This is a genomic window from Acinetobacter sp. V115_6 (assembly GCF_031799025.1).
GTDB lineage: Bacteria > Pseudomonadota > Gammaproteobacteria > Pseudomonadales > Moraxellaceae > Acinetobacter > Acinetobacter pittii.
This window is the reverse complement of the sequence record NZ_JAVQNO010000016.1, coordinates 41,267-60,357: the sequence shown is the minus strand read 5'-3', so window position 1 is coordinate 60,357 and position 19,091 is coordinate 41,267. Positions and strand designations below refer to the sequence as shown.

Genomic DNA, 19,091 nt, shown 5'->3' with positions numbered 1-19,091 from the left:
AGTCTAACAAGTCACCTGACTTTTGCCTAATCTATTTCTCTTCACTTTGAGGATATTGCTTTATGCCACGTACATTCCCCTGCCCACGTTGTGGTGAACCAAGTGTTTGGGAAGGTAATGAATTTCGTCCATTTTGCTCTGAACGCTGTAAATTAATTGATTTAGGTGCTTGGGCAAATGATGAATATAGACTGCCTACCCAAGATGCGCCTCAGCATAACAAGGGTAGTCAAAATGAAGATGATTACGAGGATTAACCTGCTTTACCCGCGACAAACGGGTTAAATTGTTTTTCATAGCCAATGGTACTCATTGGACCATGCCCAGAAATAAACTGAGTATCATCTGGCAAACTAAAACACTCTCGTTTAATCGATTCAATCAACTGATCATGGTTTCCACGCGGGAAGTCTGTTCTGCCAATTGAGCCTTTAAACAAGACATCACCAGTCCAAAGCAAGCCATGATTTTTATTATAGAAAATAACATGCCCTGGTGTATGGCCTGGGGCAAAACGTACCTCAAACTCATCTTCACCAAGTTTTAGCACTTCACCGCCTTCAAGCCATTGATCGACTTTAACAGGCTGTGGAATTGGAAAGCCATAACGTGCTGAAACTTCCTGAATCATATCTAGCCAGAACTGATCTTCTTTATGGGGACCAATAACTGGAACGCTCCATTCTTTGGCAAGTTCACCCACCGCTCCAGCATGGTCTAAATGTCCGTGAGTGAGCCAAAGAGCTTTCACTTTTAAACCTAAGGCTTCAACTTCTTTCTTCAAAACTGAAGCGTCACCACCCGCATCAATCAAAACTGCTTCTTTGGTTTCACTGTCCCAAACAAGAGAACAATTTTGGGCAAATGCAGTAACTGGAACAATTTTGACTTGCAGCATAAGAACCTCTGGCTAAAACGCAATTAACGGTGGGCTAAGGTATAGGTAAGGGCATCAAGATTAGCCTGAACTAACCCTGCAAGCAAATCAATATGAGCTTGATCGCTATTTAAAGCAGGAATATAAGCATAGCTACCACCACCCGCCTCTTGAAACAACTCAGCATTTTGGATGGCTAACTCTTCAAGTGTTTCCAAGCAATCAGCAGAAAAAGCTGGGCTTAATACCTGTACTGACTTAACGCCTTGCTTCGCCCAATCTTGTAAAAGTTGGTCTGTATAAGGCTTAACCCACTCTTGTTTCCCAAACCGTGACTGGAAGCTAATCGCCCATTCATCATCTTTTAAATGCAAAGCTTCAGCGACTAACTTTGCTGTAATGCGACAACGGTCTGCATACGGGTCACCTTTGTCTGCATACGGCTGTGGAATACCGTGAAATGACATCAACAGTTTTTCAGGCTTACCATGTTGCTCTTGGTAAGCTAGAACACTTTCTGCCAATGCCTGAATAAACATTGGATGCTGATAATAGTCTTTAATAATTGTTAGACCCGGCAAGTTTCGCTGGGCTGGAATCCACTTGGCAAATGCATCGTATAGCGGTGCTGTAGAAGTGGCTGAATATTGAGGAAATAAAGGCAATAGAATGACATGCTCTTGCGGGTTAGCTGCCAGTTTTTCTAAAACTGCATCAATGCCTGGATTACCATAGGTCATCGCCGGTATCACGGTTAAATCAAACTGATTATTTTCTCGCTGCAAATAAGCCTGAATACGTTGAGTTTGCTCAAACACAATTTCACGCATGGGCGAATCTTTTGACCATACCGAAGCATAGGCATGGGCTACCCTTTTTGGGCGAAAAGGTAAAACAAACAGATTTAAAATAATCCACCAAATGAATTTCGGTATTTCAATTACACGTGAATCAGATAAAAACTGCTTTAGAAAACGGCGAACCGCAGGAACAGTGGCCTCATCCGGTGTACCTAAATTCGCTAAAATGACTGTGACTTTCGGTTTTTGTTCAAACGACATGTGTAAATGCCTTTCAATTCATCTTATGTCACTAATGTAACAGCTTTTATTGTCATATATAAATTGAATCGCTCTAAGCTTTTAATCGAATGCCCCGATGGCTCCATTTATAGCTAAGTAATAACTTTTGAGCTTTAGCTGTGACTTTCCATAAGCTATAGGATTGTTCAATCTGAGTTGGAACAATCCAGCCCTGTGACTGCATTTGCTTTTTGATCCTAAACAATGCCTTATGGTTAATCTGAGCGCAGGCGACAGCATGAGCGCGGGGTAACTCCTGACGAGCATCTTCTAGGCCAGCCTGATTTAAATATTCATTTAAGCATGTCCCAAAATTCTCTTCTGGTGTCGCTGTTTCAAACTGCTTTGCCAATATGCTTAACAACTGGGACCAAGTCATTTGTCGTTGTCGTTTCAGCTCTTTAAAATTGCCATCCTGAAATGCTTGAATTTGATATTCAAATGCAAAAACATCTTGAGGAGCAACTTCGTTTACTTGAGCTGATGACTCTGTTAATTGCTGTTCTAACTGTAAAATTTTACTTTTTAATAGCTTAATTTCATCTTCTAAGTGATGAGCCTGATGAGCAGGAACCCAACCTTGTCCCATATGCTGTTCAACCATTAAAGGCATATTTAAACGGACAGCCAACTCTAGTTCACGTGGAGTTTTAAAGTAAAAAATATGATTCACATCAAGTAATAACTTTTTTCTAAATGCGAGAAATTTATCTTTAAGCTGTGGATGTGTTTCTTGTAAATGTATTTCACGACTTTTGGGCTGTTCATGCATGAATACAATAATAGGTTTAGCCTGACTTAACGCATATTCATATTCTAAAGACAAATAACTCACACCCGAAATCGATTGCTCTCCATACTGGCTACCTAAAAGTAGGATTACATAATCACATTCATCAATTTGTCGACGAGCAAGCGTAGTGGTTAGGGGTGTTCGTTGTTCTAATCCCCAAGCAAAGAAGCCCATCCCTACCAAGGTTTGAGACAGAACCATCCGCTCTGGCTGCATATCGCGGCCGGATGTTGAAATAAAAATCTGATAGCGTGTATCGAGCATAACAATACCCTTTCGCCCCATGATCTGTCCGTGACTTAATATCAGCCAAGATCATGAACCGCCCCAAATAAAATAATAAATCTAAAAAACACTAGTTTCTAAATGATGCTAAAAGATCAGTTCAGATTATGAAGTGTCCAAGTTAACTCTTGTGGAATCATATGTTGTAAAACAGGTTGCAGTGCCTCAGCATTATTACCGCTGACATAACATTCAATACGTGCAACATTCTGACCTATTTGGTCACATAATAACTCATTTTTTATTAAAATACGGGCTGTTTGTCGGGCAACTGCCAATCCAGAGTCAACCAGTGTGAATTGGTTATCAAAAAGATGATGAATTGCTTGATTTAAGAAAGGATAATGCGTGCAACCGAGCACTAAATAGTCGGCACCTTGCTCAGCGGCGGGCTGTAAAACTTCTTTTAATGCCTTTAAACATGCCTCACCCATTTGCTGACCTGCCTCTACACAGGGAACAAGTTCAAGGCTAGTTAAAGTCATCACCTTAACGCCAGCCGGAACAGCAAACTTCTTGACAACATCTTTAATGAGTTGGCCGCGAAAAGTAGCAGGTGTGGCCAACACAGCAACCACTTTAGAGCGAGTCTGTAATACAGCAGGTTTTAATGCTGGAACCAACCCTACAATTGGAAAGTGTTCACCATAATGCTCACGCAAATGATCAAGGCTAAATGCGGAAGCCGTATTACAGGCTACGACTGCAATTTTACAACCTTGACGATATAGCCAATCAACAGCACGTGCAGTCAGTTCCCTAATTTCTTCATCAGAACGTGGACCATAAGGCACGTAGGCAGTATCGGCATAATACACAATACGTTCATTTGGTAAATATTTGGCAATTTCTGCTGCAACTGACATCCCTCCAATTCCCGAATCAAAAATACCAATTGGAGCATCTGCTGATGCTTTAGGCATAGGTTCTAACTCGGAAAATAAAGGTTGTATGGCGGTCATAGCTGTACTGAAGTGTCAGAAAATTTCACTCCCTAAAGCTTAAACCTCAAGTGCCTAATTGCAAGAGCAAATTACCACTTTTTAGCTCTAAAATGGTTTCACCTTTATCGTTTTCAATTAGTGTTCCATAGTTCACCAAATGATAGAAAGCCTGACGTTGAATCAGCGCATTAATTCCAAAACGGACATGCACGTAAGGACGCAACTCTCCTGCATATTCACGCATAAAAATAGGATGTTCTGCATCAACCAAAATTACATCTTGGTTGGTGGTAGTCAGTTGTAAAAATTGCTCACCTGAAATTTCGACCTGATCTGCCTGATTGACTAATAAAGGTTCATCTTCAACTTCGATTTCAATTTGTTCTACAGGGGTTTTCAGGTAGAATTTGCCTTCTTCTTTCCATAGGACTTTGGTAAACAGATCTAATAGAGCTTGGCGCTTGATTAATTGACCTTCGTGCCACCATTCTCCATTGGATTTCACCGTCAAATCCATTTTGCCGCAATGCTTTGGATGCCACTGCTCTAAAGGTGGAATTGACCTTTTGTGACTTTGCTGTACACCTTTTAAGTATTGTGCAATGTTCATTAAGTTTTTATCATCAGATAACGGTATTTTTCCCATATCCGATGGTGAATTATTTTGATTTACCATAGTTTATGCCTTGCTGACGAAAAAATGTTACGACTCAGCCAATTGGCTAGATCATGGTTTAAAACTATACTAGCCCAAACGATAAAAGGCACAATAGCATATTTGCGCCTATGGATTAAAACACTCACGGCAGCACCGAATTATCTGAATATGACGGTTGCCACCTTTAAGTATTGAGGAGTCCTACATGGAACACATCGAACGTGAATCGATGGAGTTTGACGTTGTCATCGTAGGTGCAGGACCTGCAGGTCTATCTGCTGCGATTAAGATCCGTCAATTAGCGATTGAAAAAAACTTACCCGATCTTTCTGTTTGTGTAGTTGAAAAAGGCTCTGAAGTAGGTGCGCATATCTTGTCTGGTGCTGTGCTTGAGCCACGTGCCATCAATGAACTTTTCCCGAACTGGAAAGATGAAGGCGCCCCTCTTAATGTCCCTGTAACTGAAGACAAAACATTCTTCTTACTTTCAGACACCACCTCAAAAGAAGTTCCTCACTGGATGGTTCCTAAAACCATGCACAACGACGGTAACTACGTGATCTCTTTAGGTAACGTGGTTCGCTGGTTAGGTCAAAAAGCTGAAGAGCTAGAAGTTTCTATCTTCCCTGGCTTTGCTGCATCTGAAGTGCTTTATCATGAAGATGGTACTGTAAAAGGTATTCAAACTGGCGACATGGGTGTTGGTAAAGATGGCGAACCAACGCATAACTTTACTCCAGGCTATGAGCTTCACGCTAAATACACCCTCTTCGCTGAAGGTTGCCGTGGTCACTTAGGTAAACGCCTAATTGCGAAATACAACCTTGATAAAGATGCTGATCCTCAGCACTACGGTATCGGGATTAAAGAGCTTTGGGAAATTGACCCAGCAAAACATAAACCGGGCTTAGTTATGCACGGTGCAGGTTGGCCTTTAGCTGAAACAGCTTCTTCAGGTGGCTGGTGGTTATACCACGCTGAAAACAACCAAGTGACTTTGGGCATGATCGTGGACTTGTCTTATGAAAATCCACACATGTATCCATTTATGGAAATGCAGCGCTGGAAAACTCACCCACTGATTAAACAGTATTTAGAAGGTGGTAAACGTATTTCTTACGGCGCACGTGCGGTAGTGAAAGGCGGTTTCAACTCTCTTCCTAAATTAACTTTCCCGGGCGGTTGCTTGATTGGTGATGATGCAGGTTTCTTAAACTTTGCAAAAATCAAAGGCTCACACACTGCCATGAAATCAGGCATGTTATGTGGTGAAGCTGTATTTGAAGCGATTGCTGCGGGTGTAGAAAAAGGCGGTGATCTTGCGATTGCACGTGTTACTGAAGGCGAAGATTTATTCGTTAAAGAATTGACTTCATACACTGACAAATTTAACAACAGCTGGTTAAAAGAAGAGCTTTATAACTCTCGTAACTTTGGCCCAGCGATGCATAAATTTGGTCAATGGATGGGTGGTGCATTTAACTTTATCGACCAGAATGTCTTTAAAGTGCCATTCACTTTACATGACTTGAAGCAAGACTTTGCTGCATTGAAAACTGTTGATGCAACAAGCTTTAAGCCAAACTATCCAAAACCGGATGGCAAACTTACATTTGACCGTTTATCTTCAGTATTTATCTCAAACACTGTACATGAAGAAAACCAGCCAGCTCACTTGAAGCTTACTGATCCTTCAATTCCAGTGAATGTGAACTTACCGAAATGGGATGAGCCTGCACAGCGCTATTGCCCTGCTGGTGTTTACGAAATCATGGAAAATGATGATGGTTCTAAACGCTTTCAGATTAACGCAGCGAACTGTGTTCACTGTAAGACCTGTGATATTAAAGACCCATCTCAAAACATTACGTGGGTAACGCCTGAAGGCGGCGGTGGTCCGAATTACCCTAACATGTAATTCCTTGCGCCGCTTTAGCCGCGGCTCATATCCTAATATGTAATAAAAAAGCCCCGATTATTCGGGGCTTTTTTATTAGTATTCACTTATTGAAAAGGCGGTATTTTTGCTACGTTTAAATTAAAATTCTTTTTATAGAAAATAAATGTGCCTAATAAAAATAAGCCAAGAAAACCAAAGTTCCGCGCTAAATCGTAGTACCAAACCGATTTACCAAATAATAAATCAAGAATTAACATCAGCCCGAGAAACCTTGTATGCAAGATCAAACTCATCTTTATCTTTGGTTCAGGAGCAAAATATGTATTTCTATAACCGAGTAGAATTGAACCTAAAATAATAAGAATAGATTTAATAATGATAGCAACAGTTTCAGACAGCCAAGAGATCTCTAAATGTAATAAACCAGCAATAGTAAAAAACCAAAGACAGATTAATAAGCTTCTTTTCACAAAATAATCATTCATTTTTATACGTCATTTATATACTTAATTTTATAAATTATATAACGATTCTTATTTGTAAAAAATTATCATTTCAAATTAAAGTTGAATTACTCATGGCTTCTAATCATCTTTATTAGAAGCCTTATTATTCTATTAACCTTTCTTCACTAAGTAATGAAATTCTTTATGACCATTTTCATCTAAGCGTTCTTCTTGCAACAACAACTCATGTCCTAAATGCATACAAAACTTAGGAATATCCCACGAGGTCGAATTATCTGTTGCGAAGACTTCAACCACATCCCCAGACTTAGATTTGCGGATGGCTTGATGCAACATCATGACAGGTTCCGGACAACGTAAACCACGCGTATTGAGTTGTACAGTAGGTGAAATGGGTTGCTCTGACATAACAAACTCGAACAAATAGAATTTTCACATTTTAGCATAAACAAATTACTGAGCTGTTAACTGTAACTGGCTTTTACATAACAATATACGTTTTGTCTTTTAGCTTGTTTTATAGATGCATAAGCATCTTTTCTTCGGTATGATCTGTGTATTCATTTGATACATTGAGTCTTTAGGAAAGATCATGCAAGAGGAACCAAGTCCGTCGTGGGGAATGCGAGGCTTACGAAAATGGTTAGGTACAGCGCCAGAAACCCGTGATGAATTATTAAAATTAGTCCAAAATTCACGCCGCTTTTTAGAACCAGATACTGTTGCTATGCTTGAAGGCGTTCTTGACCTTCCAGCTACAAAAATTCGTGAAGTCATGACGCCACGAACAGCAATGATCAGTTTACAAGAAGATGATCAATTACTTGATATTCTTGATGTACTGGTTGAGTCTGCTCACTCACGCTTTCCAGTCTTCTCTGCCGATCAGCCAGACAATGTTGTCGGGATTTTGCTCGCAAAAGATTTGTTGCCGTTTCTAACTGAACCGAATACCAAAGTTGATATTCGAGTTCTTATGCGTCAACCGTTATTTGTTCCAGAAAGTGCGCGTTCCGATCAGGTTCTACGCATGTTGAAACATACTCAGACTCACATTGCGATTGTGATTGATGAATATGGCTCAACAGCCGGTCTTGTTACGCTCGAAGATATTCTTGAAGAGATCGTTGGCGAAATTGAAGATGAGCACGACACGGTCGATGAAGATGCTCAGTACATTGTTCCTGACAATGACCATACGGTAGCAAATGCGTGGATGGTGCAAGCACTTACACCAATCGAACATTTCAATACTGTTTTAGATGCTGATTTTTCTGACGATGAAGTAGAAACTGTCGGCGGTTTATTGCTTCAAGAGATTGGTCTGGTAAGTGATTTACAAGGTCAAACTGTTGAGCTTGGAAATTGGTTATTTACAATCGTTGAAGCAGATGCCCGCACTATTCATCTGATTCGAGCTGTACGTCAATGAGAGCATACTTTGAAAAGCTGTTAGATTCTTCGCAACAACAAAAACAGCTTCCTTTAATTTTTCCTTTACTCATTGCTTTATTTTCAGGTGCCGTGTTCAGTTTTTCACTGGCACCTTATTATTGGTGGTGGTTGGCAATTTTATCTCCAGCCCTACTCTATGCAACATTACATAAGCGCTCAGCTAAACAAGCCTTTGCGATTGGTTGGAGCTATGGCTTTGGCTTATGGTTTGTAGGCGCTTTCTGGCTCTACACTTCCATCCATGTATATGGCGATACCAATGCGTTTCTAAGCGTATGTATGATTGCTATTATGGCCCTTGTGATGGGTCTATTTACGGCATTTCAGACATGGGTTTACCGACGATTCTTCCCTGAAACACCACTTACTTTTGCCCCACTTTGGATTGTTTTCGAATGGGCAAAAACTTGGGTATTTACAGGTTTCCCATGGTTATTTGTAGGTTACGCTTTTACTGAACGCTTACTCGATGGTTATGCACCGCTATTTGGTATTTATGCAATTTCCTTCGTCGTCATTGTATTAGCATGTGCCTTAGTCGAAGTTCTTCGTAAACGTATTTTTTGGGTTATCCCTTCTGCCCTATTGGTTTTGGGTGCATGGGGAGCATCATATATACAGTTTGTAAAACCTAAAACTGCTAAACCACTTAGCGTTTCACTCATTCAAGGTAATATTCCACAAGATTTAAAATGGCTGACTGAATATCAAGTTAGAACATTAGAAATTTATGCTGGCTTGACACAATCTGAATGGGGCCGTGACCTGATTGTATGGCCTGAGTCTTCAATTCCGCTCTTCCAAACCGACATTGAACCGTTTTTGGATGCAATGGATGCACAAGCGAAAAAGAACCATACAGCTTGGGTAACCGGAATTCCCTACTGGGATGTTGCGAAATCACATCAAGTTGGTAGCCCACTGTATTACAACAGTATTATGGCTTCTGGCAGTGATTCAAGTGGACTCTATAAAAAGCAGCGTCTTGTTCCATTTGGTGAATACATCCCTCTTTCAGGTTTACTCTCTTGGGTGTTACCAGCCATGCAAAATGATATCAGCATGAGCGGTTTTACACGTGGTGAGAGTGACCAGAAGCCCCTCTTAATTAAAGGGCATGCACTTGCTGCTGCAATTTGTTATGAAGTGGCTTACCCAAACCTGACAAGACGTAATGCAGAAGATAGCGACTTCTTGGTGACTGTATCGAATGATGCTTGGTTTACGGGTACTGCTGGGCCTTGGCAACATTTACAAATGGTGCAGATGCGGGCGAAAGAAAATGGCCGCTGGTTTATTCGTGCAACCAACACAGGTGTAACAGCGTTTATTGATCAAAATGGTCATATCACTGAACAAGCACCAATCGATAAAGAGTTTGTCTTGAGAGGTGATTTACCTGCTATGCAAGGTCAAACTCTTTATAACCGTTTAGGTGATTATCCAATTTTAGGATTTGCGGTCTTACTGCTGATTTTAGGTTGGGTTTATCGTCCGCGTAAAGTTGACGTTTCTTTTAAATCTCGTCGCTAAATCATAATAACTTTGTACCCAGAGGCACTTCAAACTCTGGGATACAAAGTGCGACATCACCATCTGCATTATGAAATCCTGTCACCAAACATTCTGACTGAATAGGCCCTATTTGTTTTTTAGGGAAATTTACTACAGCAACGACTAATTTACCCACCAAATCTTGTGGTTGATAGAGCTTGGTAATTTGTGCACTTGATTTACGCACACCCAATTCTTCACCAAAATCTACATGCAAAATATAAGCAGGTTTACGCGCCTTTTCAAAAACCTCAGCTTGAATAATTTTACCAACGCGAAGCTCTACTTTTAAAAAATCATTCCAATCGATTTGTTCCATTTCATATTTCTCGTTTTCTTAAATTGCTGATTTGAAGCATATAATATGTACAAATGAAGAAACACCCTGTTTTTAAGTCCAGTTAAAAAATAAAACGTAGATGTTTAATCTACGTTTTATCTAAAAATTTGGTTTTAAAATATTATTAAAAAGCAATCGATAGTTGCAGAGATAAATAAGCAACTAAACTCGATAAAAAGACCATAGGTACATAACGGTAAGCTTTAAAAAGAAATTGCTCATATTGAGTAGATAATTGTTTAGCTTTCCAGACACTCGCTTTTAATGCTGTAAAGAAGCTCACCATTAACCATGCGCTCACAATACTTAATGCGAAGAAACCAATCATGATTTGGCTACTTCCCTCTGTACTCAGCCATAACTTTAATGAAACTTCAGCAATCGGCAATAAACCCAAAATCAATAGGACAGACTTGAGCATTACCCAATGAAACTGAGTCAGTTCATCTACTATGAGAAATGCTTTCATTTAATCTCTCCTTTTAATTGAATAAAGTGCTTTTTATTTATTATGCAAAGCTTTCATTTAAATATATAGCTTATTTTTCTCTATATTTTAACTTTCTTGTAACTATTAAATATGGGAATAATTCTTATTATAAATCTCAAATATCAATATTAATTTTAGTTTATAATTTTCAATTATTTATTATATTTTTCTGATTGAGAGAGATTATCAATTCGTATTTATCATTTTAACTGTTTAACTGAATTGATAATCTCCATTACATTTTAATTAAGGTTGGTAATAAATATCTGCATCATTACCTTCACCACCTTCTTTGCCATCTGCTCCAAATGAGTACAAATCAAAAGCTCGCCCGTCTGCCCCAGGAATGACATATTGAATATCATTTTTCCAGCTGTCTTTAGGATAACCACCTTTTACATAACCACCTGGCATCCAGTTTTTCGCTGTAGCAGGCTGGTTAACCAAAGCATCTAACCCACCTTCTTGCATGGTTGGGAAATGGCCATTATCTAGCTTGTACTGATCTAAAGCACCCGCCACACCCTTTAATGCAATTTGAGTCGTATCAATTTTAGCTTTTTCACTACGCCCCATGACATTTGGTACGATTAAAGCTGCTAACACACCTAAAATTACAATCACGACCATGACTTCAATGAGGGTAAAGCCTGAGGCACGCTTCATTCGAGCACCGCTCGAACGTGCCGCAAGTCCGAAAGCTGTGCTTGAGGAGCAAACATCTGATAGAGAGCAATGCTCGGAATGGCACGTTGGCTCAAACTGATTTGAAACCGCAGATTCACTATGTTGTTCCATCGCTGTTTCGCTTTGAATATTTTTTACTTTCATCATTATCTCTAATATCAAAGTTATTAAATCATATTGTTCATATTTACGATTGGCAGCATAACCGCGATTACAATAACCAGTACAATGCTTGCCATTAAAACCAGCATAAGCGGTTCAAGTAATGCCAGTAAGGTTGAAATAAATGTCGTCACCTCACGGTCTTGCATGGTCGATGCTCGTTCTAACATCCTGTCAAGCTCGCCTGATGCCTCTCCACTTCGAATCATTTGTACCATCATTGGTGGGAAATAACCACTGCGCTCCAGTTGCGTACCTAAGTTACCCCCCTCTGTCACTCGCTCAGCCGCATGAGCAATTGAGTCGCGAATAACCCAGTTATTGGTCACTGCTGCACCAATTTTTAAGGCATCGACCAAAGGGACACCTGAACGGGTCAAAATAGATAAGGTACTGGCAAATCGTGCAGCATTAATACCACGTGACAGTTTACCGAATAATGGCAATTTGAGTGTTAATCGATCAAAAGCATAATGTCCAGCAGTGGTTTTTAAAAACCGAACGAATGCGATAACCCCCACCACTGCAAAAAGAATAATAAACACCCACGCGTGGCGAATAAAATCACTCGCTTTCATTAAAGCGACTGTAATCCACGGTAAAGCATCTTTATTTTGATCAAAAGTTTTTACAATCTCTGGCACAACATAAGTCATTAAACCCATCACAATACCAAAAGACATTAGCATTAAAATAATTGGATAAATCATGGCGCCCTGAACTTTCTTTTGCATGGCAAAGCGGTTTTCGGTGTAATCCGAAAGCTGATCTAAAATGAGATCTAAATGCCCAGAACGCTCGCCAGCAGCCACCGTTGCAATATAAAGGTCAGGGAAACGTCCAGACTGCTGCATACCTTGTGCGAGTGAATGCCCTTCTAAGACTCGAGAACGCACAGATAATAAAAGATTTTGCACATGTGTTTTTTCACTTTGCCTACTCACGGCGCGCAAAGCTTCTTCAAGTGGAATAGCAGCGGCAACCAAGACCGAAAGTTGTCTAGTCATGAGCGCCAAATCGTAAGCGCTGAACTTTTTTTGGAATAATCCCTGACTCTGATGTTTATCTTTTTGTTCAACAGGGTCGACACTAATGGGAGTCCATGCTTTATCGCGTAATTGTTGGCGAATCTGGCGTGCTGAATCTCCTTCAAGCACTCCTTTTTGCTGCTTCCCTGAAGCATCAATGGCAGTAAATTGATATGCAGGCATGGTAATGTTCTAATTTTCCAAAAATAATAGTCGCTGCTGTTGCATCTATGCTACGCAATCATTCATATTCGTTCTATAGCCTGTGTAGAATACCCAAGTCCTCTTCACGACGCTATGCCGTTTTTTAAAATTGACGAAATGAGCCTCTATGACCATAACGCCAAAGCCTGATTCAGTTGTTCATCGTGTGCGTGTAGCCGTACCTGTACATCTGTACGACACTTTTGACTATACACTCACCCAAGCACAATATGAACGGGCTCATGTAGGCTCACGCGTCGCTATTTCATTTGGGCGCCAAAACCTGATTGGCATCATTACTGAAAAAGTTGATCCAAGTGAATCATTTACAGGCACCTTTCAGCTTAAAGCCATTTCTGACCTTTTAGATGAAGAACCAATTTTAGATGAACAAGTTTTAAGTTTATTGACATGGTCCGCGCAATATTACCAATTTCCAATTGGTGAGGTCATGCAAACTGCCCTACCTGCATTATTGCGTCAAGGCAAACCAATGGATGTTTTGTTCCATCTTTGGAAAATCACACCATGTGATAATGTTGAAGCACTTCTTAAACGCTCTGTTAAACAACAAGATGCGTATCAAATTTTAAAGTTACACCCTGCCGGAACTACAGAGAATATTCTTAATTTAAGTGGTGTAGAAACGGCTACGCTTAAAGCACTTCAAAAGAAGGGACTAGTCGACTGTACGCTTGAACCGCACGACTTTAGCCCATCACCTGTTCAATTGGCACAAATGCCACTTACACTCAATGAAGACCAAAAGAAAGCAACTCAGCACGTCGTAAACGCACAGCATCAATACCAAGCTTTTTTGTTAGATGGTTTAACAGGAAGTGGTAAAACTGAAGTTTATCTGCACATCATGCACGAAGTGCTCAAGCAAGGTAAGCAAGTACTGGTATTAGTCCCAGAAATTGGTCTAACCCCTCAAACGATTTCTCGTTTTAAGTCTCGTTTTAACTGTGATATTGCTCTATTGCACTCAGGCTTAAATGACTCCAAACGCTTACAAGCATGGCAACAGGCTCAGACTGGCAAAGCATCTATTATTTTAGGAACCCGCTCAGCCATCTATACGCCACTGCCACGTTTGGGCTTAATCATTCTAGATGAAGAACATGACCTCTCTTATAAACAGCAAGAAGGTTTCCGTTACCATGCACGTGATGTCGCACTGTACCGAGGTCACTTACAAAACTGTCCAGTTATTTTAGGTTCAGCAACACCGAGCATCGATAGTTATTATTTGGTCGAAACTGGTAAATTAACTTCACTGCAACTTAACCAACGTGCAGGCCATGCGCTTTTGCCTAAAATGCATTTGATTGACCTTAAAATTGTCAAAAAGCAACATGGAATTAGCCAACCTCTTATTGAGCAAATCAAGCATACGTTAGCAAGAAAAGAACAGGTTTTAATCTTTTTAAACCGTCGTGGCTATGCACCTGTACTGGTCTGTGAAAGTTGTGGGTGGCAAGCAAATTGTCCACATTGTGATGCACATTTTACGTTGCACACTCAGCCTTATTCTTATTTACACTGCCACCACTGCGGTACTGTTCATCGCTTACCCGATCACTGCCCTGAATGTCAGCAAAAAAGCCTAAAAACCCTAGGTGCTGGAACAGCTAAGGTTGAAGAGCACTTACAAGAACTATTTCCAGACTATGATGTGATTCGGGTTGACCGTGACAGCACCAGTCGTGTCGGTAGCTGGCAAAAAATCTATGATCGGATTCATCAAAACAAACCAACAATTTTGCTTGGTACTCAAATGTTGGCAAAAGGTCACCATTTCCCACACGTGACTTTGGTTGCTATTTTAGATATTGATGCTGGGTTACTCAGCGTAGACATTCGTGCGCCAGAACGTACTGCACAGTTAATTGTACAAGTCGCGGGTCGTGCAGGCCGTGGTGAACATAAAGGCCATGTTTATTTACAAACCCTAAGACCAGATCACCCTTTACTGACCACGCTCATCGAAAAAGATTATCGGGCGGTTGCCAAACAAACTCTTGCGGAACGTAAAGTCGCATTACTGCCGCCTTACCGTTATGCAGTACTGATACGTGCGGAATCCAAAGATCGTGACTATACCTTGCAATTTTTAAATGAAGCGGCAGAACATTTACGCCAAATTGCGGGTGAAATTGTTGATATTTGGGGGCCAATTCCAGCCCCTATGGAGCGTAAAGCTGGACGCTACCGCGCCCACATGGTGATTTTATCTGCTGACCGTGCTCGCCTCCATTTTTACTTAAGACAATGGTGGTCACAATTGGTTCATGCATCAAGGCAGCATCAACTTCGACTCTCAATTGATGTTGATCCGCAAGAATTTAATTAGATGGCTTGAATATCATAGTGTGAAGAAGCCTTTTTGGCTTTACACTTAAAAGAGACTAATACATTCGAGGCAATGAATGTCATTCTTACTGCAAGCAACAATTTTTCTTGGAGCTTCTCTGATTTTAGTCCCTCTTGGCAAACGCCTAGGGATAGCAACAGTTTTAGGCTATTTATTTACAGGAATACTTCTGGGCCCTAGTGTTTTAAATATTGCACATGACCCTGAAGCGATTATGGAACTTGCCGAATTTGGCGTTATCTTATTAATGTTCCTGATTGGTTTAGAGTTGCGCCCACAACGTTTATGGGAAATGCGTAACTCTATTTTTGTAATGGGAAGTCTGCAAGTCCTCATTAGTGGGGCTATTCTTATGCTGATCGTACTATTACTGTTTCAACAGCAGCTTTCTGTCAGCTTTGTCATTGGTTTTGCCCTTGCGCTGTCTTCCACCGCTTTTGTATTACAACTTCTGACCGAAAAGCAGCAACTCAATACGACTTATGGTCAGCAGTCTTTTTCCATTTTACTTTTCCAAGATATAGCGGCTATTCCTTTACTTGCCATTATTCCATTATTGGCAGGAACAGAATCAACCCATCATGGGGTAGCTTATTTTGCGGCTATCATTGCAACCTTTACTGGTCTATTTCTGTTTAGTCGCTATGTGATGCGTCCATTCTTCCGCTTTGTTGCCAAAAGTGGAGCGACTGAACTTATTACAGCAGTAGGATTATTTATTATTCTTGCTGTTGTCTTGCTTATGGACACTTTAGGAATTAGCACCACATTAGGTGCATTCCTCACAGGTGTATTATTAGCAGATTCAGAATTTCGCCACGAAGTTGAAGCGAGTATTGCACCATTTAAAGGTTTATTGCTTGGCTTATTCTTTATGACCGTTGGCATGACCACACAGCTGTCACTGCTCATTGAAATGCCTTTGCTTATTATTGGTGGTGCAGTCAGTTTATTACTCATCAAAACGCTGATATTGACCGCTATTGCCCGCTATAAAAAATACAGTTGGAATAACAGCTTGCTTTTAGGTACTTGCTTGGCACAAGGCGGAGAATTTGCTTTTGTAATTTTGAGTCTTGCCAAAAGTGAGAAGGTTTTAACTCAAGCTATATTAGAACCCGTGACTCTGATCGTGACGTTGTCGATGGTACTTACACCAGTAATTTACTGGATCATGGCAACTCAGGTCATTCCTCTGTTTAATAAAGAACGTCCTCCCGAGTATGATGAAATTCCTCAGCAGGATAACCCGATTATCATTGCCGGCTTTGGTCGGTTTGGACAAATCATCGCGCGTATTGCTCGCCTACAACATTTAGGCTTTACTGCAATCGACAACAATCTTCATCAAGTGGACTTTGTTCGCCGATACGGCGGTAAGCTCTATTATGGCGATGTGACCCAGCCCGATTTACTGCGTTCTGCTGGTATTGAAAAAGCCAAAGTATTTATTTTAGCAATCGATGATGTTGAAGACTCTATGAATGTCGCACGTCATCTTAGATTAAATTATCCAAACTTAACGCTGTTGGCTCGTGCTCGCGACCGTCACCATGTCCATCTTTTAAGAGATTTAGGTGTTGAATACATTTGGCGTGAAACGTATCTATCTTCATTAGGTATGGCTTACCGCGCTTTGCGAGAACTCGGTATCTCTGATGAACAAGCCTATAACAATATCGAAATCTTTCGGGATTATGATGAGAAATTGCTCATACAGCAGCAAAGTATTTATACAGACGAACAGAAGATCTTTGAAACACATCGTAATGCCTTAGCCGAGCTTGAACATTTGTTTGAAAGTGATGCGCAGCAACAGGCTACATCAAAACATGATGTTAATTTAAAGCGTCATTTACAACCAAATCGCATCGACATTACAAGAGATCATCTAGAATAACTTGAGATTTCAGAAAATGGCTATATTAAGGACTTATTCACATTGCCTAAATAATTGGACAATGGGCACAAAGCTGCCCCCTGTCCGGCTTGCGGCTTCGCTGCATTTCCTAAGCTTGATTAAAACGAAATAGTTATACTCTGCTTAGGGCCCTGGAGAATATTATGTCTGATTTACGCCAACGCTTTTATATAGAGAACTTTCCAGTACGTGGAGAAGTAGTTCATCTTGAAGAAGCCCTACAAACCATCTTAGCTCAACGTGACTATATGCCTGCTGTTAAAATTCTGCTAGGTGAAATGTTGAGTGCGACTGCATTACTTGCAAGTACACTAAAAATCAAAGGCCGTATCAGCTTGCAAATCCAGGCTAGCGGCACCTTCAAATGGGCGATGGCTGAATGTAACCATTTAGGAGAGGTTCGTGCTTTAGCGGACTATGAAACCGACCCTCGCTTTGTTGAAGCAACAGACAGCAGCACAGTTCTTGGCGCTTTAGTTAATCCGGTTTTATTTATTAATATTGAACCGGAATTTGGCGAACGTTATCAAGGGATCGTGCCGCTTGATCAAGTGACTTTAGCAGGTTGCTTGATGCAGTATTATGATTTATCTGCTCAAATTCCAACTCGTATTGTGTTGGCAAGTACAGATAAGCGTTCTGGCGGTTTATTGATTCAACTCTTACCACGTCATGATGAAGAAGAGCAAAACTTGGTCGATGAAGATTTATGGCCACGTTTGACGATGTTGACCGAAACATTAAAAGCTGAAGAGCTTACCAATTTAGATGCAAATGAAATCTTATATCGTTTATATAACGAAGAAGAAGTTCGTTTACCAGAAATTGAAGCATTAAAATTTGGCTGTACATGTTCAAAAGAACGCTGTGCAAATGCCCTGATTCAAATTGGTGTAGACGCTGTTCATGAAACCCTAGAACATCAGAACCCGATTCGTATGGACTGTCAGTTCTGTAATACGCAATATACCTTTACCGCTGAAGAGGCTTTAGCGTTATTTGGTGAACATTTAAGTTAATATTTTAACTTTATAAAAAGGCGGTTATACCGCCTTTTTATTTACCTGTATTTTTTGATGATAATTTTCAACATGTTAATTTAAATAGGATAATATAAGGCTACTTTTTAGCCTAATAAATAAGATGCCTAAATACCATGAATTATTTTGATTATTTTCTCTTTATTTTTAGCGTAGTTATTATGATTGCGACCCCTGGCCCTGTCATGATTTTAGTTGCAAGCGCTGGACTTAAAGGGGGCTATAAAAAAGCACTGGAAACCATTTTTGGTACAAACCTAGCATCCCTTGTCTTAATTTTTATTTCAGTACTAGTTTTAAAAGGAGTACTGAGTGTCAATGATAGTTACCTCAATATCATCCGTATTTTAGGCTGCCTATATATTGGCTATCTGGGGTTGAGTATTCTCAAAGAAGTTATTCAGGCTCCTCATCCAGAAGCGATACAAACAGTTTCAGCACAAAATGGTGGCTTTAAAAAAGGCTTTCTTGTCGGTATTTCAAACCCAAAAGATATTATCTTTTTCTCGGCTTTCTTTCCGCAATTTGTCTCTATTACCCCTCAATTAAATTTAAGTTTAATCCTACTTACGCTGACATGGATTGTTTTAGACTTCCTCACCCTATCTTTGGTTTATATCTTTTTCCGCCGCCTTTCTAACAGTCATTTATATCCAAAAATATTAGGCCTCTGCGGTTTATTACTTCTACTTATTGCTCTGTACGGCTTATATCAGAGTTTCATCTAATTCATTAGAGGTATAGTCTAATTTTGCTATACCTCCTTACGTTCCGCTGGATTTCGTAATAGAACAACTCTTATACAATCTAGCTTATTGAAAACTCTA

19 protein-coding genes are annotated in these 19,091 nt (G+C 40.2%); 8 read left to right on the top strand and 11 right to left on the bottom strand.

Annotated features, from left to right (window positions below):
• Nucleotides 1–62: 62 nt before the first annotated feature.
• A complete protein-coding gene (locus RMA94_RS03480; RefSeq protein WP_002114956.1) occupies nt 63–257 on the top strand; it encodes a DNA gyrase inhibitor YacG in 195 nt (64 codons plus the stop codon).
• Here the strand turns inward: RMA94_RS03480 and RMA94_RS03475 are convergent.
• The 5 genes from RMA94_RS03475 to RMA94_RS03455 form a co-directional block, all read right to left on the bottom strand.
• Nucleotides 254–898: an MBL fold metallo-hydrolase gene (locus RMA94_RS03475; RefSeq protein WP_017385667.1), complete on the bottom strand. Its 645-nt coding sequence runs from the start codon at nt 896–898 to the stop codon at nt 254–256. The two genes, RMA94_RS03480 and RMA94_RS03475, sit on opposite strands and share 4 nt — an antisense overlap.
• A gap of 23 nt (nt 899–921) precedes the next feature.
• A complete protein-coding gene (gene hemH, locus RMA94_RS03470) occupies nt 922–1,938 on the bottom strand; it encodes a ferrochelatase (protein ID WP_005065964.1) in 1,017 nt (338 codons plus the stop codon).
• A 73-nt stretch (nt 1,939–2,011) separates the two neighbouring features.
• The gene (locus tag RMA94_RS03465; protein WP_311082005.1) at nt 2,012–3,016 is read right to left on the bottom strand and encodes a DUF4062 domain-containing protein; all 1,005 of its coding nucleotides are present in this window, start codon (nt 3,014–3,016) and stop codon (nt 2,012–2,014) included.
• Nucleotides 3,017–3,132: 116 nt separating this feature from the next.
• The gene (murI, locus tag RMA94_RS03460; protein ID WP_311081867.1) at nt 3,133–3,999 is read right to left on the bottom strand and encodes a glutamate racemase; all 867 of its coding nucleotides are present in this window, start codon (nt 3,997–3,999) and stop codon (nt 3,133–3,135) included.
• A gap of 46 nt (nt 4,000–4,045) precedes the next feature.
• Complete coding sequence (locus RMA94_RS03455; RefSeq protein WP_002114653.1) at nt 4,046–4,657, bottom strand: DUF1285 domain-containing protein; 612 nt, start codon at nt 4,655–4,657, stop codon at nt 4,046–4,048.
• A 187-nt stretch (nt 4,658–4,844) separates the two neighbouring features.
• On the opposite strand from RMA94_RS03455, the gene RMA94_RS03450 reads away from it, so the two are divergent.
• Nucleotides 4,845–6,557, top strand: coding sequence for an electron transfer flavoprotein-ubiquinone oxidoreductase (locus RMA94_RS03450; RefSeq protein WP_061874200.1), 1,713 nt, complete (start codon nt 4,845–4,847; stop codon nt 6,555–6,557).
• An 86-nt stretch (nt 6,558–6,643) separates the two neighbouring features.
• Here the strand turns inward: RMA94_RS03450 and RMA94_RS03445 are convergent, their stop codons facing one another.
• Together RMA94_RS03445 and tusA are read right to left on the bottom strand one after the other, a co-directional pair.
• Nucleotides 6,644–7,024 (bottom strand): hypothetical protein, encoded by a 381-nt coding sequence (locus RMA94_RS03445; protein WP_311079717.1) that lies wholly within the window; start codon nt 7,022–7,024, stop codon nt 6,644–6,646.
• A gap of 132 nt (nt 7,025–7,156) precedes the next feature.
• Nucleotides 7,157–7,414, bottom strand: a complete 258-nt coding sequence (gene tusA, locus RMA94_RS03440; protein ID WP_002053527.1) for a sulfurtransferase TusA — start codon at nt 7,412–7,414, stop codon at nt 7,157–7,159.
• A 184-nt stretch (nt 7,415–7,598) separates the two neighbouring features.
• Between tusA and RMA94_RS03435 the strand changes: the two genes are divergently transcribed.
• Nucleotides 7,599–8,438 carry an HlyC/CorC family transporter gene (locus RMA94_RS03435; RefSeq protein ID WP_002114976.1) on the top strand — a complete coding sequence of 280 codons (840 nt, stop codon included), beginning with the start codon at nt 7,599–7,601 and terminating at the stop codon, nt 8,436–8,438.
• Nucleotides 8,435–9,994 (top strand): apolipoprotein N-acyltransferase, encoded by a 1,560-nt coding sequence (gene lnt / locus RMA94_RS03430; protein ID WP_068930422.1) that lies wholly within the window; start codon nt 8,435–8,437, stop codon nt 9,992–9,994. Before RMA94_RS03435 ends, lnt begins: the two co-directional genes overlap by 4 nt.
• 1 nt (nt 9,995) lies before the next feature.
• Here lnt and RMA94_RS03425 read toward each other — a convergent pair whose 3' ends face one another.
• From RMA94_RS03425 to gspF, 4 genes are all read right to left on the bottom strand, one after another.
• Nucleotides 9,996–10,334: a tRNA-binding protein gene (locus RMA94_RS03425; protein ID WP_005079284.1), complete on the bottom strand. Its 339-nt coding sequence runs from the start codon at nt 10,332–10,334 to the stop codon at nt 9,996–9,998.
• 145 nt (nt 10,335–10,479) lie between these two features.
• A complete protein-coding gene (locus RMA94_RS03420) occupies nt 10,480–10,824 on the bottom strand; it encodes a hypothetical protein (RefSeq protein WP_199113740.1) in 345 nt (114 codons plus the stop codon).
• Between the two features lie 267 nt (nt 10,825–11,091).
• A complete protein-coding gene (gene gspG, locus RMA94_RS03415; RefSeq protein WP_005079288.1) occupies nt 11,092–11,676 on the bottom strand; it encodes a type II secretion system major pseudopilin GspG in 585 nt (194 codons plus the stop codon).
• Nucleotides 11,677–11,699: 23 nt separating this feature from the next.
• Complete coding sequence (gspF, locus tag RMA94_RS03410) at nt 11,700–12,905, bottom strand: type II secretion system inner membrane protein GspF (RefSeq protein WP_005065941.1); 1,206 nt, start codon at nt 12,903–12,905, stop codon at nt 11,700–11,702.
• Nucleotides 12,906–13,053: 148 nt separating this feature from the next.
• Between gspF and RMA94_RS03405 the strand changes: the two genes are divergently transcribed.
• The 4 genes from RMA94_RS03405 to RMA94_RS03390 all read left to right on the top strand — a co-directional run bounded on the left by RMA94_RS03405 (nt 13,054) and on the right by RMA94_RS03390 (nt 18,992).
• The gene (locus RMA94_RS03405; protein WP_311081863.1) at nt 13,054–15,282 is read left to right on the top strand and encodes a primosomal protein N'; all 2,229 of its coding nucleotides are present in this window, start codon (nt 13,054–13,056) and stop codon (nt 15,280–15,282) included.
• A 76-nt stretch (nt 15,283–15,358) separates the two neighbouring features.
• Nucleotides 15,359–17,203 carry a monovalent cation:proton antiporter-2 (CPA2) family protein gene (locus tag RMA94_RS03400; RefSeq protein WP_311081861.1) on the top strand — a complete coding sequence of 615 codons (1,845 nt, stop codon included), beginning with the start codon at nt 15,359–15,361 and terminating at the stop codon, nt 17,201–17,203.
• A 164-nt stretch (nt 17,204–17,367) separates the two neighbouring features.
• Entirely contained in the window at nt 17,368–18,243 is an 876-nt protein-coding gene (locus RMA94_RS03395) for an Hsp33 family molecular chaperone HslO (protein ID WP_017481969.1), read from the top strand.
• 137 nt (nt 18,244–18,380) lie between these two features.
• Entirely contained in the window at nt 18,381–18,992 is a 612-nt protein-coding gene (locus tag RMA94_RS03390) for a LysE family translocator (RefSeq protein WP_311081859.1), read from the top strand.
• Nucleotides 18,993–19,091: the final 99 nt, after the last annotated feature.

What these genes read in the sequence shown, in the direction of transcription:
- RMA94_RS03445 (WP_311079717.1), bottom strand. Translation starts at nt 7,024, where the DNA reads ATGAATGATTATTTTGTGAAAAGAAGCTTATTAATCTGTCTTTGGTTT.
- murI (WP_311081867.1), bottom strand. Translation starts at nt 3,999, where the DNA reads ATGACCGCCATACAACCTTTATTTTCCGAGTTAGAACCTATGCCTAAA.
- RMA94_RS03420 (WP_199113740.1), bottom strand. Translation starts at nt 10,824, where the DNA reads ATGAAAGCATTTCTCATAGTAGATGAACTGACTCAGTTTCATTGGGTA.
- RMA94_RS03480 (WP_002114956.1), top strand. Translation starts at nt 63, where the DNA reads ATGCCACGTACATTCCCCTGCCCACGTTGTGGTGAACCAAGTGTTTGG.
- RMA94_RS03435 (WP_002114976.1), top strand. Translation starts at nt 7,599, where the DNA reads ATGCAAGAGGAACCAAGTCCGTCGTGGGGAATGCGAGGCTTACGAAAA.
- gspF (WP_005065941.1), bottom strand. Translation starts at nt 12,905, where the DNA reads ATGCCTGCATATCAATTTACTGCCATTGATGCTTCAGGGAAGCAGCAA.
- tusA (WP_002053527.1), bottom strand. Translation starts at nt 7,414, where the DNA reads ATGTCAGAGCAACCCATTTCACCTACTGTACAACTCAATACGCGTGGT.
- RMA94_RS03395 (WP_017481969.1), top strand. Translation starts at nt 17,368, where the DNA reads ATGTCTGATTTACGCCAACGCTTTTATATAGAGAACTTTCCAGTACGT.
- RMA94_RS03450 (WP_061874200.1), top strand. Translation starts at nt 4,845, where the DNA reads ATGGAACACATCGAACGTGAATCGATGGAGTTTGACGTTGTCATCGTA.
- RMA94_RS03425 (WP_005079284.1), bottom strand. Translation starts at nt 10,334, where the DNA reads ATGGAACAAATCGATTGGAATGATTTTTTAAAAGTAGAGCTTCGCGTT.
- lnt (WP_068930422.1), top strand. Translation starts at nt 8,435, where the DNA reads ATGAGAGCATACTTTGAAAAGCTGTTAGATTCTTCGCAACAACAAAAA.
- hemH (WP_005065964.1), bottom strand. Translation starts at nt 1,938, where the DNA reads ATGTCGTTTGAACAAAAACCGAAAGTCACAGTCATTTTAGCGAATTTA.
- gspG (WP_005079288.1), bottom strand. Translation starts at nt 11,676, where the DNA reads ATGAAAGTAAAAAATATTCAAAGCGAAACAGCGATGGAACAACATAGT.
- RMA94_RS03455 (WP_002114653.1), bottom strand. Translation starts at nt 4,657, where the DNA reads ATGGTAAATCAAAATAATTCACCATCGGATATGGGAAAAATACCGTTA.
- RMA94_RS03390 (WP_311081859.1), top strand. Translation starts at nt 18,381, where the DNA reads ATGAATTATTTTGATTATTTTCTCTTTATTTTTAGCGTAGTTATTATG.
- RMA94_RS03465 (WP_311082005.1), bottom strand. Translation starts at nt 3,016, where the DNA reads ATGCTCGATACACGCTATCAGATTTTTATTTCAACATCCGGCCGCGAT.
- RMA94_RS03400 (WP_311081861.1), top strand. Translation starts at nt 15,359, where the DNA reads ATGTCATTCTTACTGCAAGCAACAATTTTTCTTGGAGCTTCTCTGATT.
- RMA94_RS03405 (WP_311081863.1), top strand. Translation starts at nt 13,054, where the DNA reads ATGACCATAACGCCAAAGCCTGATTCAGTTGTTCATCGTGTGCGTGTA.
- RMA94_RS03475 (WP_017385667.1), bottom strand. Translation starts at nt 898, where the DNA reads ATGCTGCAAGTCAAAATTGTTCCAGTTACTGCATTTGCCCAAAATTGT.